17 protein-coding genes are annotated in these 15,248 nt (G+C 62.2%); 11 read left to right on the plus strand and 6 right to left on the minus strand.

The genetic code is table 11. From position 1 onward, the window contains the following. Positions 1–19 precede the first annotated feature (19 nt). Positions 20–1,504 carry a Ca2+-dependent phosphoinositide-specific phospholipase C gene (locus tag ACJ8J5_RS06225; protein ID WP_406903287.1) on the plus strand — a complete coding sequence of 495 codons (1,485 nt, stop codon included), beginning with the start codon at positions 20–22 and terminating at the stop codon, positions 1,502–1,504. Positions 1,505–1,570: 66 nt separating this feature from the next. After that, positions 1,571–1,864: a SelT/SelW/SelH family protein gene (locus tag ACJ8J5_RS06230; RefSeq protein WP_004928553.1), complete on the plus strand. Its 294-nt coding sequence runs from the start codon at positions 1,571–1,573 to the stop codon at positions 1,862–1,864. A 6-nt stretch (positions 1,865–1,870) separates the two neighbouring features. On the opposite strand, the gene ACJ8J5_RS06235 is transcribed toward ACJ8J5_RS06230, so the two are convergent. Next, a complete protein-coding gene (locus ACJ8J5_RS06235) occupies positions 1,871–2,812 on the minus strand; it encodes a LysR family transcriptional regulator (protein ID WP_414104507.1) in 942 nt (313 codons plus the stop codon). A gap of 97 nt (positions 2,813–2,909) precedes the next feature. On the opposite strand from ACJ8J5_RS06235, the gene ACJ8J5_RS06240 reads away from it, so the two are divergent. From ACJ8J5_RS06240 to ACJ8J5_RS06270, 7 genes are all read left to right on the plus strand, one after another. Then, positions 2,910–4,109: an MFS transporter gene (locus tag ACJ8J5_RS06240; protein WP_025302806.1), complete on the plus strand. Its 1,200-nt coding sequence runs from the start codon at positions 2,910–2,912 to the stop codon at positions 4,107–4,109. A 105-nt stretch (positions 4,110–4,214) separates the two neighbouring features. Then, complete coding sequence (locus tag ACJ8J5_RS06245) at positions 4,215–4,709, plus strand: TIGR00645 family protein (RefSeq protein ID WP_025302805.1); 495 nt, start codon at positions 4,215–4,217, stop codon at positions 4,707–4,709. A gap of 189 nt (positions 4,710–4,898) precedes the next feature. Beyond that, the gene (gene fabZ, locus ACJ8J5_RS06250) at positions 4,899–5,354 is read left to right on the plus strand and encodes a 3-hydroxyacyl-ACP dehydratase FabZ (RefSeq protein ID WP_025302804.1); all 456 of its coding nucleotides are present in this window, start codon (positions 4,899–4,901) and stop codon (positions 5,352–5,354) included. 30 nt (positions 5,355–5,384) lie between these two features. Next, complete coding sequence (locus ACJ8J5_RS06255; RefSeq protein ID WP_049204011.1) at positions 5,385–6,173, plus strand: spermidine synthase; 789 nt, start codon at positions 5,385–5,387, stop codon at positions 6,171–6,173. An 80-nt stretch (positions 6,174–6,253) separates the two neighbouring features. Beyond that, entirely contained in the window at positions 6,254–6,448 is a 195-nt protein-coding gene (locus ACJ8J5_RS06260; protein ID WP_004928567.1) for a ribbon-helix-helix protein, CopG family, read from the plus strand. A 141-nt stretch (positions 6,449–6,589) separates the two neighbouring features. Further along, on the plus strand, positions 6,590–6,991 hold the full coding sequence (locus tag ACJ8J5_RS06265) for a VOC family protein (protein ID WP_025302802.1): 402 nt from the start codon (positions 6,590–6,592) through the stop codon (positions 6,989–6,991). Further along, positions 6,991–7,530 carry a dihydrofolate reductase family protein gene (locus tag ACJ8J5_RS06270; RefSeq protein ID WP_188016062.1) on the plus strand — a complete coding sequence of 180 codons (540 nt, stop codon included), beginning with the start codon at positions 6,991–6,993 and terminating at the stop codon, positions 7,528–7,530. The genes ACJ8J5_RS06265 and ACJ8J5_RS06270 overlap by 1 nt, the downstream gene beginning before the upstream one ends. On the opposite strand, the gene ACJ8J5_RS06275 is transcribed toward ACJ8J5_RS06270, so the two are convergent. The 3 genes from ACJ8J5_RS06275 to ACJ8J5_RS06285 all read right to left on the minus strand — a co-directional run bounded on the left by ACJ8J5_RS06275 (position 7,515) and on the right by ACJ8J5_RS06285 (position 10,855). Further along, entirely contained in the window at positions 7,515–8,912 is a 1,398-nt protein-coding gene (locus ACJ8J5_RS06275) for an MFS transporter (RefSeq protein WP_147823780.1), read from the minus strand. The genes ACJ8J5_RS06270 and ACJ8J5_RS06275 overlap by 16 nt on opposite strands. A 113-nt stretch (positions 8,913–9,025) precedes the next feature. Further along, positions 9,026–10,093: an oxidoreductase gene (locus ACJ8J5_RS06280; RefSeq protein ID WP_025302799.1), complete on the minus strand. Its 1,068-nt coding sequence runs from the start codon at positions 10,091–10,093 to the stop codon at positions 9,026–9,028. A gap of 12 nt (positions 10,094–10,105) precedes the next feature. Beyond that, positions 10,106–10,855 carry a DeoR/GlpR family DNA-binding transcription regulator gene (locus tag ACJ8J5_RS06285; RefSeq protein WP_025302798.1) on the minus strand — a complete coding sequence of 250 codons (750 nt, stop codon included), beginning with the start codon at positions 10,853–10,855 and terminating at the stop codon, positions 10,106–10,108. 152 nt (positions 10,856–11,007) lie between these two features. Between ACJ8J5_RS06285 and ACJ8J5_RS06290 the strand changes: the two genes are divergently transcribed. After that, positions 11,008–11,883 carry an alpha/beta hydrolase gene (locus ACJ8J5_RS06290; protein ID WP_406903288.1) on the plus strand — a complete coding sequence of 292 codons (876 nt, stop codon included), beginning with the start codon at positions 11,008–11,010 and terminating at the stop codon, positions 11,881–11,883. On the opposite strand, the gene ACJ8J5_RS06295 is transcribed toward ACJ8J5_RS06290, so the two are convergent. Next, positions 11,810–13,027 carry an MFS transporter gene (locus ACJ8J5_RS06295; RefSeq protein WP_406903289.1) on the minus strand — a complete coding sequence of 406 codons (1,218 nt, stop codon included), beginning with the start codon at positions 13,025–13,027 and terminating at the stop codon, positions 11,810–11,812. The genes ACJ8J5_RS06290 and ACJ8J5_RS06295 overlap by 74 nt on opposite strands. Next, positions 13,027–14,184 (minus strand): serine hydrolase domain-containing protein, encoded by a 1,158-nt coding sequence (locus tag ACJ8J5_RS06300; RefSeq protein ID WP_141998031.1) that lies wholly within the window; start codon positions 14,182–14,184, stop codon positions 13,027–13,029. The genes ACJ8J5_RS06295 and ACJ8J5_RS06300 overlap by 1 nt, the downstream gene beginning before the upstream one ends. Positions 14,185–14,305: 121 nt before the next feature. Between ACJ8J5_RS06300 and ACJ8J5_RS06305 the strand changes: the two genes are divergently transcribed. Further along, positions 14,306–15,193: a LysR family transcriptional regulator gene (locus ACJ8J5_RS06305; RefSeq protein ID WP_060433031.1), complete on the plus strand. Its 888-nt coding sequence runs from the start codon at positions 14,306–14,308 to the stop codon at positions 15,191–15,193. Positions 15,194–15,248: the final 55 nt, after the last annotated feature.

Below are 15,248 nucleotides of genomic sequence, written 5' to 3' on the forward strand. Positions count from 1 at the left end.
CTTGATGAGAGGCAACGTCATGAATGATGCAACGATTCGCTACCATCAGGTGCGGCAAAAGAGCACCCACAACTCGTATCAACGCACGGAAAGCTACCCGGCTCAGGCGCTGTACTGGCGCATCCGTTCCCTTGAGATCGATATCCACAACAGTAATAACGCCGCCGGTTGGCCGCAGTTAAACGGCAACTGGTACGTTTATCATCTGGCGGTCATCGATCAGGTCAGCTCAGTCAACACCTTGGCGGATGCACTGGACGCGCTGTTGGCGTTTCATCGCGCGGTGCCGCAGCACGAAGTCGTCACCCTGTGGCTGGATTTGAAAGACGACTTCAACGCCGCCCGAGATCAAACACCCGAATCGCTCGATCGTTTGTTGGCCGAGCGCCTGGGGCGCGAACACATTTGGGGACCACCCGATCTGATCGGCGACTGCACCGATCTGCAAGCAGCGATCGCCGCCTATGGGTGGCCGTCGCTCGACACCCTGCGCGGCAAGTTCATTGTTGGCTGCACCACCGGCGATCTCGCCTCGCCGAATTCGGTGCTCAATCAGTATGTGCAAAACGGCGCCACCGCCAATCAACGGCTGGCGTTCGTCACGCCGGAAATCACCCAGGCGCAACAAATCGACCAACACGCCTGCGCCGTGATGTTCAACCTCTCGGCCGCCCACACCGCCCTGGCGAACGCGGTGTTTACCGCCGGCTTTGTCGGCCGCGCCTACGGCCTGAACGACGCAAACAGTTGGGCTACCGGCTGGAACAGTCGCGCGCACCATCTGGCCACCAACAAGGTTAACGCCGATTGGGACGGGTGGGCGCGCACCGATCTGCCGATGACCGGCTATCCGTTTACCGGCATCGACGTCACGCTACCGCCGGATCTGACCGAATCCGGTGCACTCTGCGCCATCAAGGTCGACTCCGGCGATATCTGGAATAAACGCGACAGCGGCTATTTTCGTTTCGATCGTGCCACTATCGGTGCCGAACGCACGCTCAGCGCCTTCGTCGCCAACCCGCAGTCACATACCGACGGCTTTATCAAAGGCGGAGTGATGGCGCGGGCCACGACCGCCGATGACGCCGCCTATATCGCAATATTTCAAACCGCTGCTCACGAAATCCGCATGCAGTACCGGCGGGATAACGGCGCCGGTACGGAAAAAATCGATGCCCGTCTGCCAAATGGCGTCAACGGCAAGCCCGTCGTCAGCAGCAATACGCCGATATGGCTGAAGCTGACGGTTCGGGCCGATGGCCACCAGGCACAAGGCAGTTATTCAATCGACGGCCTGATCTGGCACGCCGTAGGGGAGATCGGCGTCAGCCAAACGCTGCCGCTGCAAGGCTGGGCGGCCTCTTCACACGGCGCCGGCTCCGTAAAATGGCTGTTCGGCGGCGCAAAGGTGCCGACAGAGAGCACCGTCTTCGGCAACTCGGCCACCGGCGAATTCATCGCCGACAGCGCCCCTGCCGCGAGCCTCGGCCCATACCGTTAGGAAAATTGACAACGGCGGTGCGGCAGCTGATGATGCAAGCACCGCTTCCTACTCGATCCGCCAACGATGAAAAATGCCCCCGCAGTGACGATCCACTACTGTTCGCAATGCAACTGGCTGCTGCGCGCCGGCTGGATGGCGCAAGAGCTGCTGAACACCTTTGGTGACGATCTCGCCTCCGTCACCCTGATGCCGGGCACCGGCGGGGTCTATCAAATCAGCGTCGATGGCGTGATGATTTGGGATCGCAAGATTGACGGTGGCTTCCCCGATGCGGCGCAGTTAAAGCAGCGGCTGCGCGATCACAGCTTCCCCGATCGCTCTCTCGGCCACAGCGACGGTAAAAAAGCCAGGCACTGAAGGCCGTCAGCGCCCCGTCGGCGGCTGCGCGCCGATAATGCGCGGCAACGTTTCTTTCATCATTTCCATGAATTTGCGTAAACGCGCGGGATAATAGCTGGCGTAGGGATACAGCAGGTAGATAGGCAGTGGCTCGGCTCGCCACAGGGGCAACAGCGTCTGCAGAGATCCTTGCGCCAACTCTTCTTTCACCACCCAAGACGACACGATCGCTACGCCCAGCCCTTCCAGCGCCGCTTTACGCGCCGCATAAAGGCTGTCGGTGCTCAACCTGGGTGCGATGTCGAAACGCCGCTGCTCGCCGCTGGTCGCGTGGGTCAGGACGACCTCATTGCGATAAAAACTGTTTACCGCCAGCCACGGCAATGATGCCAAATCGTCGAGATCGACGATCGCCGGTCGTTCAGTCAACAGTGCGGGTGACGCCACCGTGCTGCGCGGCACTTCCGCCAACAGCACCGCCACCACCGAAGGATCGGTCACCGCGCCAACGTGAATGGCGCAGTCTACGCCTTCGGAAATGAAATCGGGAGAGTGGTCGTTCAGCGTCCACTCCACGCTGGTTTGGGGATAGCGCCGCAAATACTCCCCGAGCGGCCCGATCAGCTGATCCTGCCCAAAGGCGTGCGGAGCGCGCACGCGCAGTGCGCCAACCGGTTCGTCGCGCGCGCCGCGCAGCGCATCTTCCAGGCTTTGCCATTGCGCGAGCAAGCCGCGCGCTTGCTGATAGCAGCGTTCGCCGTCATCGGTAAGATGGAGCGCATGCGTCGACCGTTGGATCAACCTGGTGCCCAACAGCTGTTCCAACGCCCGCAGACGTCGGCTGATGGTCGGCTGCGAGGTGCCCAGCTGCTGCGCCGCCGCCGACAGGCTCCCGCTCTCGACAATACGCACCAGGGTTTGCAGCAGTATTATACGGTCGCCGTTGGGTAAATTAATTTTATTCATACGCATTACGTATAACAGTTCTACCCATATCGGGTCTACCCGCCGATAGCATTCAAGACAAAAATAGCCGCACATCCACCTTGTCAGGAATTATCGAATGAGCCTCTCACCCACCGGCGGTGCGCTTTCCGCCAAAACCGTTTTCCTGTTGGCCACCGGCGCCGGCCTTAGCGTCGCCTCTATTTACTACAGTCAGCCGATGTTGAGCGTCATGGGTGCCGACTTCCATGTCGGCGTTGGCGATACCGGATTCGTACCGACCCTGACCCAATTGGGGTATGCCTTGGGTATTCTGTTACTGGCGCCGCTGGGCGATCGCCACGATCGCCGCGGGATCATTCTGGTGAAGGGCGTGCTGCTGGCCATGATGCTGCTGTTGTGCAGCCTGGTTTCCTCTTTTTCGCTGCTGTTGCTCAGCAGCCTGACGCTCGGCCTGGCCGCCACCGTCGCGCAGGACATCATCCCCGCCGCCGCGGCTCTGGCTCCTGATGCCCGACGCGGTAAAATCGTCGGCACCGTGATGACCGGGTTGCTGGCCGGTATTTTGCTGTCGCGCGTGTTCAGCGGGCTGGTCGCCGATTATTTCGGCTGGCGCAGCGTTTATGCGTTAGCCGCGCTGGCCGTTTTACCGATCACGCTGGTGATAGGGCGAGCTTTGCCGCGCTTTCAGCCACACAGCACGCTGAGTTATCCCGCCTTGCTGCGTTCGATGAGCCGGCTTTGGGCCACCTACCCTGAATTGCGGCGCGCGGCGTTGTCTCAGGCCTTTTTGTCCGTCGCCTTCAGCGCCTTCTGGTCCACGCTCGCGGTGATGCTGGCCGATCGCTATCAGCTGGGCAGCGCAGTCGCCGGCGCGTTCGGCCTGGCCGGCGCAGCGGGTGCACTGGCGGCACCGTTGGCGGGCAGTCTGGCTGACCGATACGGCCCAGACGCCGTCACTAAAATCGGCGCTGCGCTGGTAACGGTTTCTTTCGCCCTGATGTTTTTACTGCCGTTGCTACCGCAATCGGCGCAATGGGGGCTGATTGCGCTGAGCGCCATCGGGTTTGATCTCGGCATTCAGGCCACGCTGATCGCGCACCAGACCATTATTTACGGCCTCGATCCGGCTGCCCGCAGCCGCCTTAACGCCATTCTGTTCACGCTGGTATTCATCGGCATGGCCACCGGCGCCGCACTGGGCAGCCGCGTACTGGAACACCTGGGATGGCCGGGCGTAGTGGCGCTGACGACGGCCGCGGCGGGTGTTGCTTTGCTGATCCGCATGACGCGCCACTCTTTGCGTGCAACAGCCTGATCCGCGCCGTGATAGGCGCTCGGATAACGCAACCGGTTGATTTCGCCCGGGTCACCTGCGCTATACTGAGCGCCCTTTTTGCCACGCATTTAAAACAATTTTATGATGGAACGCTTGCTAGAAAACGCGATGTACGCCTCCCGCTGGTTGCTCGCACCGGTTTATTTCGGCCTTTCACTGGCCCTGGTCGCCCTGTCGATCAAATTTTTTCAGGAGATCCTGCACGTCCTGCCCAACATTTTTTCTGTCGCGGAAGCCGATCTGATCCTGACCCTGCTGTCGCTGGTCGACATGGCGCTGGTGGGCGGGTTGTTGGTGATGGTGATGTTCTCCGGGTATGAAAACTTCGTCTCGCAGCTGGATATCACCGAAGGGAAAGAAAAACTGAGCTGGCTGGGCAAAATGGACGCCACCTCGCTGAAAAACAAAGTCGCCGCGTCTATCGTCGCCATTTCCTCCATTCACCTGCTGCGGGTGTTTATGGACGCCAAGAACGTGCCGGACAACAAGCTGATGTGGTATGTGATCATCCACCTTACCTTTGTGCTGTCCGCCTTCGTGATGGGCTACCTGGATAAAGTGACCCGCTCCAAGCACTAAAACGTACTGCCACACCCGGTCGTCAGGATCGGGTGCCTCCCTCACGCGCCCTTCTTCGCCTGTTTCCCCGCCGTCGTTTTTTTCATCTGGCACATCTGATGATAATTTTATTATAATGTTATTACACTCATCATGGACTGAACGCCGGCCCTTGCACCGGTTTCGCCGCAGACAGGATCACGCTCTCTCATGCCATTGACTGGTCACCCCCTGCAATTCAACGATATTCAGGCGATTTTGCCTCATCGTTATCCCTGCCTGTTGGTCGATCGCGTGCTGCCCGCCGGCACCTGCATTGCCGAAGGGAGGCTGAGCGCCATCAAGAACATCACCGCCAATGAGCCGACGTTCTGGAACGGCCACGCGCACTTCGCCGGTTTTCCCGGCGTGCTGTTGGTGGAAGCGCTGGCGCAAAGCACCGGTCTGCTGGCGCATTACTATCTCGGGGCGCTAAACGAGGGGGAGCATTACTATTTTGCGGCCATTCAGCGTGCGCGGTTTTATCGCGCCGCCCGCCCCGGCGATCAGGTGCTGATGGAGGTGGCCTTTGTGCGCCGCCGCGGGGCGATCGCCCGCTTTACCGGCCGCGCCAGCATCGATGGCCAGCGCATTTGCACCGCCGATTTCATGTGCGCCCGTAAATAGGCCGCTTGCCGAAGGAGCCCTGCGAATACCATGTCTCTGGTTGACAGCTTACTCAAAACCCTTGATTTCTCTCCGCGCGGCCAGGTGATCGCTCGCGAAACCGACGCCTGGGGCGAAATCATCGTTTCCGACCACAAGGACTACCGCACGCTGCGGTTTGACGGCATCTGCGAACAGAGCAAGATGAGCCTCAGCAACCCCGCGCAGCCGATCCACAACTACATCAAAGCGATGCTGATGGCGGTGGCCTGGCAGCCGCCGGCCTCGGCGTTGATTTTGGGGTTGGGCGGCGGCAGCTTGCTGCGTGCGCTGCACGCGCTCGATCCGGCGATGCGCCTCGACGTCGTCGAGCTGCGCGCTGCGGTGATCGCCGTCGCACGCCGCTATTTCACGCTGCCGGCCACCGACACCATCAGCCTGCGCACCGCCGACGCCATGGACTTTGTGCGCCCGCCCGCCGAGACGCGTTACGATCTGATCTTCTCCGATCTCTATTCGGCGTTCGCCATGGATCCGCAGCAAGGCACCCAGACATTCCTGGAAAACTGCGCCGCGCGGCTGAACGACGGGGGCTGGCTGGTGCTGAATTACCACGATCTGCCCGACGAAAACAGCCTGCTGTACCACAGCCTGCACCGGATATTCGGCACCGTATTGTTTTGCGTCGCCCCCAGCGGCAACGTGATCATTTACGCCACGCCGGCCCAGGTGACGTTGCCGCTGAGCGCGCTGCGCAACCTGGCCGCCGGCAGCGGCGAGCTGTTCAACTGCGAACTCGGCTACCTGTCACGCAAAATAGAGCGGCTGCATTTCCGCTAAAGACGAGCGGCGACGCGGTCTGGCTGGCCGCTTCGTCCACGTGGTATTATCATTCAGTTATCATTCTCTGGAGGATCCTGATGGAAAAGAAAACGGCGCGGCTAACGGTGCTGATTGACCCGGACAAGAAGAAAGCTCTGGAAGAACTGTGCCTACAGCAGGACGTCACTCCTTCCCAGGTGGTACGCCAGCTGATCCGCGATTATCTGCACAAGCATCAGGTTGACTATCCCAGCCAGCCGACTCACGCCAATCCACGCGTCGAAAGCAATTGAGCGGCTGCCTGTTCCGCCTACTGTGAAGCGCGCGTTGCTCCTGCGCGCGTCCCTAATCCGAATCCTCCGTTACGGTCTGTCCATTCTGCAATATCGCTGCTACTGTTTGCGTTCATACTCTCTCTTCGGAAAGGAAGCGCCATGTTCAGCCATATTACCGTCGGCGTCAGCGATCTGGACGCCGCCGCCGCCTTCTACGACGCCATTCTGTTGCCGCTGGGATTACAGCGGCGGGAAGTGACGCCGGACGGCGGTCCCGCTGCCCGCTGCTGGGTGAAGCCGGGCCAAACGCTGCCGCGTTTCTATGCTTACCAACCCTTCGACAGGCAGCCAGCCAGCGCTGGCAACGGCAGCATGCTGGCCTTTCTCGCCGCCGATGAGCTGGAGGTTAAACGCGCCTACGCTGCTGGCCTGCTGGCGGGCGGCAGCAGTGAAGGCGAGCCCGGCGAACGCGCGCATTACGGCAAGGGCTATTACGGCGCTTACCTGCGCGACCCCGACGGCAACAAGGTCCATGTGGTGTACCGGGGAGATCTCGCCTGATGAAATGTTCGGTTTATATCGCCACCAGCGTAGACGGATTCATCGCCGGCGCGGACGGCGACATCGACTGGCTGCTGCGCCCCGAGTACGCGGTTTCGTTGCTAAACGGCCTGAGTTATGAGGCATTTATCGCCGACATCGACGCACTGGTAATGGGGCGCCATACCTATGAAAAAGTCCGCGCCTTTCCCGAATGGCCCTATGGTGACCTGCCGGTGGTGGTGCTGTCGACGCAGCCGCCCTCGCCGCACGAGACAGGCCACGTTCGCTGGATGAATGGCGAACCGGCGGCCATCGTGGCGCAGTTGGCCGAGCAAGGCTGCGGTCACCTGTATATCGACGGCGGCCAGACCGTACAGCGTTTCTTGCAGGCCGGATTGATCGACGAACTGACGATGACCCGCGTGCCGCTGCTGCTGGGTGGCGGCATTCCCTTGTTCGGCGCCGATGGCCCGGAGCAGCGCCTGCGCCTGCTCGCCGTCACCCAGTCGGACAATGGTTTCGTGCAAGAACGCTACGCGGTTCAGCGCGCATCGTAACGCAGCATCCGTCGGCGGCCGCCGAAGGCGATGAGCAACGCAGCCAGCGCCAACAGCGCCGCCACGCCGTAAGTCACCCGCATGCCGTCAACCGCGGCCGCCGCCGCAGTACCCGCCACCTGCTGCGAAGCCAGATAAAACAGCGCCCCCATCGCCGAAGCGCCGGTGATCGCCCCGAGATTGCGCGCCAGGTTCACCATGCCGGCGATCAGCCCGCGCCGTTCAGGAAACAGATCCTTCATCAGCATGGTGTTGTTGGCCACCTGAAACAGCGCATAGCCGGCGGTCAGCAGCGCGATGGGGGCGATATAGCCGAGCACGCCCCAGCGGTTAAGCAACGACAGCAATGCCGCCCCGGCGGCCACCGCCGCCAGCCCAAACTGGGCGATGCGCTGCGAGCCAAAACGATCCACCAGATAACCGGCCGGTATGCCGGTCAGGATCGCCACCGCCGGCCCCGCCGACATCACCAGCCCGACCTGCGCAGCGCTTAACCCCAGCGCGCGTGACAGATAGAACGGCCCGACCACCAGCGTGGCGGTCATCACCGTCATCACCAGCGCGCTGGCCGCCAGCCCCGCCGTCAGGGCCGGATGGCGGAACAGCGTCGGCGCCAACAGCGGCGATACGGCGCGGCGTTCCACACCGATGAACAGCGCCCCCGCCAACAGCGCCCCCAGCATCAACGCCAGGTTGAGCGAGCCAAAATTGCCGCGCCCAAGGGTCATCGCCAGTGAATAGCAGAGCAATGCGCCGCCCAGCAGCAGCGTACCGGCGCGATCGAACGGTTCCGGGGGCGCTGCCGCGCGCGGCCCATTCGGCAAGTATCGCCAGGCGAGCCACAGCGCCAGCAGCCCCAGCGGCAGGTTGATCAGGAACATCGCCCGCCAGCCGAAACCGACGATCAGCGCGCCGCCCAACGACGGCCCCAGCGCGGTGCCCACGGCCGACATAGTGCCGAGCAGCCCCATCGCGCGGCCGATTTTTTCCGTGCCCAGCGCCTCGCCCGCCAGCGCCATGGCGATTGACATCATGACTGCGCCCCCCAGCCCCTGCGCCAGGCGCGCCGCCAGCAGCAGCCAAAGCTGCGGAGCCAACGCACAAGCCAACGAAGCGGCGGTAAACAGCGCGATGCCCGCCAGCAGCAGGCGGCGGCGATTGAGGCTGTCGCCCAAGCGGCCGATGCCGATGATGCAGGTGGTGACGGCCAGCAAATAACAGAGCAATACCCACTGCACCGCTTGGAACGAGGCATGGAACGCGGTGGCGAGCGCCGGCAGCCCGACATTGGCGATGCTGATGCCGAGCGATGACAGCAGCATGCTCAAAGACAGTGCGGCCAGTATGCCGCGGACGCCCTGCGGCGAAGGATGGGATAACATGATAAGCACTCCTGACATAGACTGAGGATTAGCCTATGTCAGGGGGTAGGATGGCGGAAGACGCACGGCGTGCACTGTATCCATGCGCCTGACGCCTTATCTGATGCGAGCCGTTACCAGGCGGCGATTTCCGCCTCGGTGAGCGGCAACGGCTGAGTCACACCGGTTTCCGCCGCCAGGGTGGCCGCCTCCAGCACCGCCATTACCGCCAGCGCCTGCGGTGCGGTAACCGGATTGCTGCCGGCGCCGCGCAGCGCGTCGCGCACCTGGACGTAATATTGACGCTGGTCGCCATCCGGCGTCGGCAGCGTACGCACCGGCTCCGTGCCGATAAACAGGCTCATCGCATCGTCGTCTTTGCCCCACTCCGCCGAGCCCGGCGTCACGCCAGCCAGCAGTTGGCTCTCCTGCCCGTCGGCGCGCGCTTTGACCACGCTGCCTTTCTCGCCGTGCACGGTAAAGCGTGAGACGCCGCCCGCCACCAGCATGCTGCCGTGCAGGATCACACGGTGCGTCGGGTAGTTGAGCACCACGTGGGCCCAGTCGTTAATCTGCGCGTTGGGGCGCAGCGTAGCGATGTTGGCCTGCACGCTGTGCGGTAAACCGAACAGCTGCAGCGCCTGATCGACCATGTGCGGCCCCAGATCAAACCACAGCCCGCTGCCCGGCAGGTTCTGCTCGCGCCAGCGCACCCGCACTTCTGGGCGGTAACGATCGATGTGCGACTCAAAGTGCGTCACCTTGCCGATCAGCCCCTGTTCGATCACCTGCTTCACGCCCAGGAAATCGCTGTCCCAGCGGCGGTTCTGGAATACCGACAGCAGGCGATCGTGTTTTTCCGCCGCCGCAATCAGCGTACGCGCCTGCGCCAAATCCAGCGTAAACGGCTTATCCACCACCACGTGCTTGCCCGCCTCCAGTGCGGCCAGCGCCAGCGGCGCATGGGTGTCGTTCGGCGATGCGATCACCACCAAATCCACCTCCGGCCGGCGGATGGCCTCCAGCGGATCGGCGATCACCTGCACGTGCGGCAGATCGGCATGCACCTTGGCGGCATCGCGTGAAGCCACCACGCTCAGTTCCAGCCCCGGCACCGCGTTAATCAGCGGCGCGTGAAACGCCTTGCCGACAAAGCCGTAGCCAATCAGCGCCACCTGCAACGGTCGAGCAGTATCGTTCATCAGTGTTCTCCTCTAGCGGTCGTCGGCGACGACACAAAGTTCAATCAATGATTGTTCGTCCAGGTTGTCCCACGGGCGATCGGTAAACAGACGTTGGATCTGCGCCAGATCCGCAACGTGATGCGGCTCGCAGCGGTCCAGTTTCATATGGTCGGCCACCAGCCAGCGCTCGCCGCTGTTGGCCAACATGGCGCGTTTGACCTCTGCATCGGCCTCTTCGCCGGCGCTCAGTCCCAGCTGGGGATGCACCGCACAGGCGCCCAGCAAGGCGATGTCCGCGCGGTAGCGCGCCAGCAACGCCAGCGTGGCGCTGCCGGCAAATAGCCGCTGACGCACATCCCACTGGCCGCCAAGCAGGATCAGGTTAATCTCCGGCCTGTCGCTCAGGCACTGCGCGATATCCAGCGAAGCGGTGATCACCGTCGCCGGGCCGCGCAACGCCTGCGCCACCGCCAACAGCGTACTGCCCGCATCCAGCATCAGGGTGCTGCCGGGCGGGATCTGCGCAGCCACCGCGCGGCCGAGCCGCTGCTTGATCTGCGGCAACAGCGCCGCGCGCGCCTGACGTGGCATGCCGGACGGTTCGAGCGCGATCGCCCCGCCGTGATTTTTCTGCGCCAACCCTTGCCGCTCGAGATCGGCCAGATCGCGGCGCACGGTATCGACCGAAACGCCGATGGCGCCGGCCAATTCCGCCACCGCCGCCTGCCCGCGTTCGCTGAGCAAATCCAGTAAATGGCGCTGTCGTGCCGCTTTGTGCATGGGCTTATTCCGCCGTAAAAAGCATAAAACAGCAATATACAGCAGATAACAGCAATGGAGAAGCCGCAATTGTGCGCACCGGCGATCAAACATCTTTTCGCCTGTGGGACGATGATGATGAAGACATAACGCATAACAATCCGGAGAAACGCATGAACATCGATCTGACGTTTGAAGACCTGAACGCACGCGCCGTGCAATACAATGCCCGCGCTTCGGTGGAGGATTTTGACGCCTGCATGGCGGAATACGCCGCGCTGGCCCAGCGCGCCAAGGCCCAGACGCCGGGCATTTACGATCTGCGCTACGGCATGAGCGCCGCCGAGCGCCTCGACCTGTTCCCGGCCAGCGCACAACCCGCCCCGCTGCTGATCTTTATTCATGGCGGCTATTGGCATTCACAGCGCAAAGAGGAAGCCTGTTCGATGGCCGCCGCGTTTGCTCGCCGCGGCGTGGCGGTCGCCACGCTGGAATACACGCTGGCGCCGGAAGCGACGCTCGCGGAGATCGTACATGAGGTGCGCAGCGCCGTCGCCTGGCTCTATCATCACGGGGCGCCGTTCGGCATCGATCCGGCGCGCATTTTCGTCAGCGGCAGTTCGGCCGGCGGTCACCTGTGCGGCATGCTGATCGCCGACGGTTGGCAGCAACGCTATCGCCTGCCGCCCGACGCGATCAAAGGCGCGCTGGCGCTGAGCGGCCTCTACGATCTGCGCCCGCTGTGCGATATCTACATCAACGACTGGTTGCACCTGACGCCCGAGCAGGCGCAAACCCTCAGCCCGCTGTTTTTACTGCCGGCGAAAGACCATGCGCCGCAGATCCTGCTCGACGTCGGCCAACGGGAAACGCAAGGTTTCAAAAACCAGACGCAGGCCTATTATGACGCTTGCCTGGCGCATGGCCTCGACGTCCAGCTGCTGGCCGACCGTCACTGCAATCACTTTACGCTGGTCAACGAGCTGGCGGATGCGGAAAGCGCGATGTTCCGGCAGGTGATGGCGATGATCGACGCAACGCAACGGTAGCCTGCCGCTGCAACCGCAGCCTGGCGGCGATCGTAATCACCGCCAGCGCGGCGAACAAGGCTCCGCACAGCAGGCTGCCCTGTAGCCCCCACGCGGTAATAAACCCGCCGCCCGCCAGCGAGCCCAGCGCCACGCCCAGATTGATAAAGGCGATATACAGCCCGGTGGCGAACGCCGGCGCTTGCGGGGCTTCGGAGGTCAGCCAAATCTGCGTGACAATCAAACCGCTGGTGTGCGCCGCTCCCCAATACAGGCAAAGCGCCGTCATCGAGCCAATATTCACGCTGCCATAGCGATACAGCAGCGCATAAGCCGCAATCAAGGCTATCGGATGCAGCAGCACCGTCAGCGCACGATGGCGGCTCAGCCATCTGCCGGCCAACAGGTTGCCCACGACACCGCCCACACCGAACGCCACCAGAAGAAAGCCGATGACGCCGCCGCTGAGACCGATTTCGCGGCTGAGGTACTCGGCCGCGTAAGCATAGACGGCAAACATGGCGGCAAAGATCAGCACGCAGGTAGTGATATTCAGCCACAGCGTACCGCTGCGCAGTATCGCCAACTGTTTGCCATAGCTGAGGCGCTGTACGGCCGCATCAGGCAAACGCCACAGCAATCCCAGCGCCGCCAGAAGGTTCACCCAGGCACAGAACCTGAACGACGCTTCATAGCTGAACTGTCCGGCGATCCATTGCGTCAGCGGTATCCCCAGCACCATGCCCATGCTGGTGCCGATGAACGCATAAGCGGTTGCTTTGGTAGCTTGATGCGGCGGATAAAGCGCCGCGGCCGCCACCATGGCCAGTGAAAAATAGATCGGATGAAACAACGCCGGCACAATGCGCAGCAGCATGAGCATGGAGAAGCTGTCCACCTGGGCGGACAGCGCGCTGGCCGCCGCAAACACGGTCAACGCGATCAACAACATGCGTTTGCGATTGAATTGCGACGCCAACAGCACCAACAGCGGCCCGAGCAGCGCAATGGTCAGGGCGAAGATCCCGACCAGCCAGCCTGCCTGCGCCGTGGAGATGCCATACCGTGCAATGATCAGCGGCAAAATGCCCACCACGCCGAACTCGATGCAGTAAACGCCGAACAGCCCCAGCGCGAGGAAGAAAATCGGTGGCATCAGACCCATCACCTCGCTCCCGTCGCGGCATAAACCGCCTGACAAATCTCGCCGACAAAGGCGCCGGACATCCCCTCCAGCGCCGTGTTGGTAAACGCCACCACGCTGAGCTGCCGGGCAGGATCGACGAACCACGAGTGGCCATAGGTGCCCCCCATCCGCCAGCTGCCTACGGACTCCGGCGTTTGTGCGGCGACGGGATCTTTCAGCACGGTGATGCCCAGGCCAAACCCGCGCCCTGGCCAAAACGGCATCGTTAAATCGCCGATTTGGTTGGTGGTCAGCGCCGTCACCCACTCGGTTGGCAGTACCGGCTTTCCTCCCTGGCGCAACGCTTCCAGCAAGCGCAGGAAATCCTCGGCCGATCCGACCATACCGGCGCCGCCTGAAGCGTAAGCCTGCGGATCCAAGGCTCGCGCCGGCGACAGAAGAAAACCGGCGCTGCCATCGATGAACGGTAAACGATCCGGTTGGCGCAGGCGGCGTGGCCCACCGGGATGGTCGGCGTAAGCGGCCGCCAGGCGCGCGGCGTCCACCGCCAGGAAGTCGGTATCCGTCATCGCCAGCGGCCCGGTCACCCATTTTTTTACTGCCTGCGCCAGCGGCAGGCCGCTCGCCTGTTCAATAACCGCGCCCAACACATCGGTGGCGATAGAATAGCGCCACGCCGCGCCGGGCGGAGCCAGCAAAGGGGCGCAGGCAATACGCCGCACGTTTTCCTGCAGGCTGACGGACGCGTCATCCATACCGTCGGAGACCGCCGACTGAGCGTAGAATCCCCCTTCCGGCTGGAAAAATCGGTAGCTTAATCCGGCGGTGTGGGTCATCAAATGCCATAACATCATCAACGGTTGGGTGCCATCCGCCAGTCGCGGACGAAAATTCGGTAGCCAACGCGTGATCGGATCGTCTAACCGCACGGCGCCTTGCGCCATCAACGCCAGCGCCGCCGTGGACACGATCGGTTTGGACACCGAGGCCAGACGAAACAGCGTATTGAGCGCCATCGGCCGGCCGGCTTCGCGATCCGCCATGCCCGCCGCGCGTCGATAAACGATTTCACCGCCCTGCGCCACCAAAACGACCACACCAACCAATCGTTTTTCGCGTAAGGCTTTCTCTATCGCGCCGTCAATCGCGTTGGCGGTGGATCCGTATTCATTCATCTTTATTACCCCAGGTAGTCAGCCCATGCTGTCGCCACCGAGCATAGGGCGTGGCGATTAACGAAAAAACAGGCTAGATTTCCTTTCATAGCGGACACTCACGTCCGTAATGGGGCAAGCAATGGATAATCTGTCTGGGGTGAGCGTCTTTGTGCAGACCGCGGAGACGCTGAGTTTCGTTGAGGCCGGGCGCGTGCTCGGCATTTCCGCTTCCGCGGTGGGGAAAAGCATCGCCCGCCTGGAAAACCGGCTGGGCACGCGCCTGTTTCACCGTAGCACGCGCAGCATGACCCTGACCGCCGAAGGCCGGCTGTTTCTGCACCGCTGCCAGCGCATTCTGGAGGAATTGGCGGCGGCGGAACGGGAAATCAGCGATACGCACAGCGCGCCGCGCGGCAAGCTGCGTGTCAGTTTGCCGCTGGTGGGCGGCCTGCTGAATCCGGTGCTGGCGGAATTTGTTCGGCGTTACCCGGAGATTGAGCTGGAAACCGATTTTTCCGACCGTCGAGTCGCGGTGATTGAAGAAGGGTTCGATGCGGTGATCCGCGTGGGCGATACCGAGGACTCTCGCTTAATGAGCCGCCAACTGGGCACGTTTCACCTACAGCTGGTGGCGGCGCCGGACTATCTGCGCCGGGCGGGAATACCCCGCCAGCCGGCAGAACTGCGCGATCACGCCTGCCTGTTATACAGATTCCCCACCACCGGCAAAGTCGAGACCTGGCCGGTGGCGGGCGGAGATAAACTGCTCGACGAAGGCCTGGGCAAGCGCACGGTATGCAACACCGTCGATACGCTGATTTACCTGGCGGAACAGGGCCTGGGCATCGCCTGCCTGCCCGATTTCGCGGTGCGGGAGGCGCTGGAGCAGCAGCGGCTCCAACCCGTGCTTGGCGACCAATGCCGACACAGTGGCAGTCTCAAAATCCTCTGGCCTTCAAGCAAACATCTTACACCGCGTCTCAGGGCATTTATCGACATCATGAGCGTTCGCCTTTTCTCGGCCTAAGTCCTCTACCGTGTTAGAACAAATTCAGCTTTGTTTTGCACAAAAATAGCTAAAG

Source organism: Serratia sp. CY43202, from assembly GCF_052168755.1.
Lineage (GTDB): Bacteria > Pseudomonadota > Gammaproteobacteria > Enterobacterales > Enterobacteriaceae > Serratia > Serratia bockelmannii.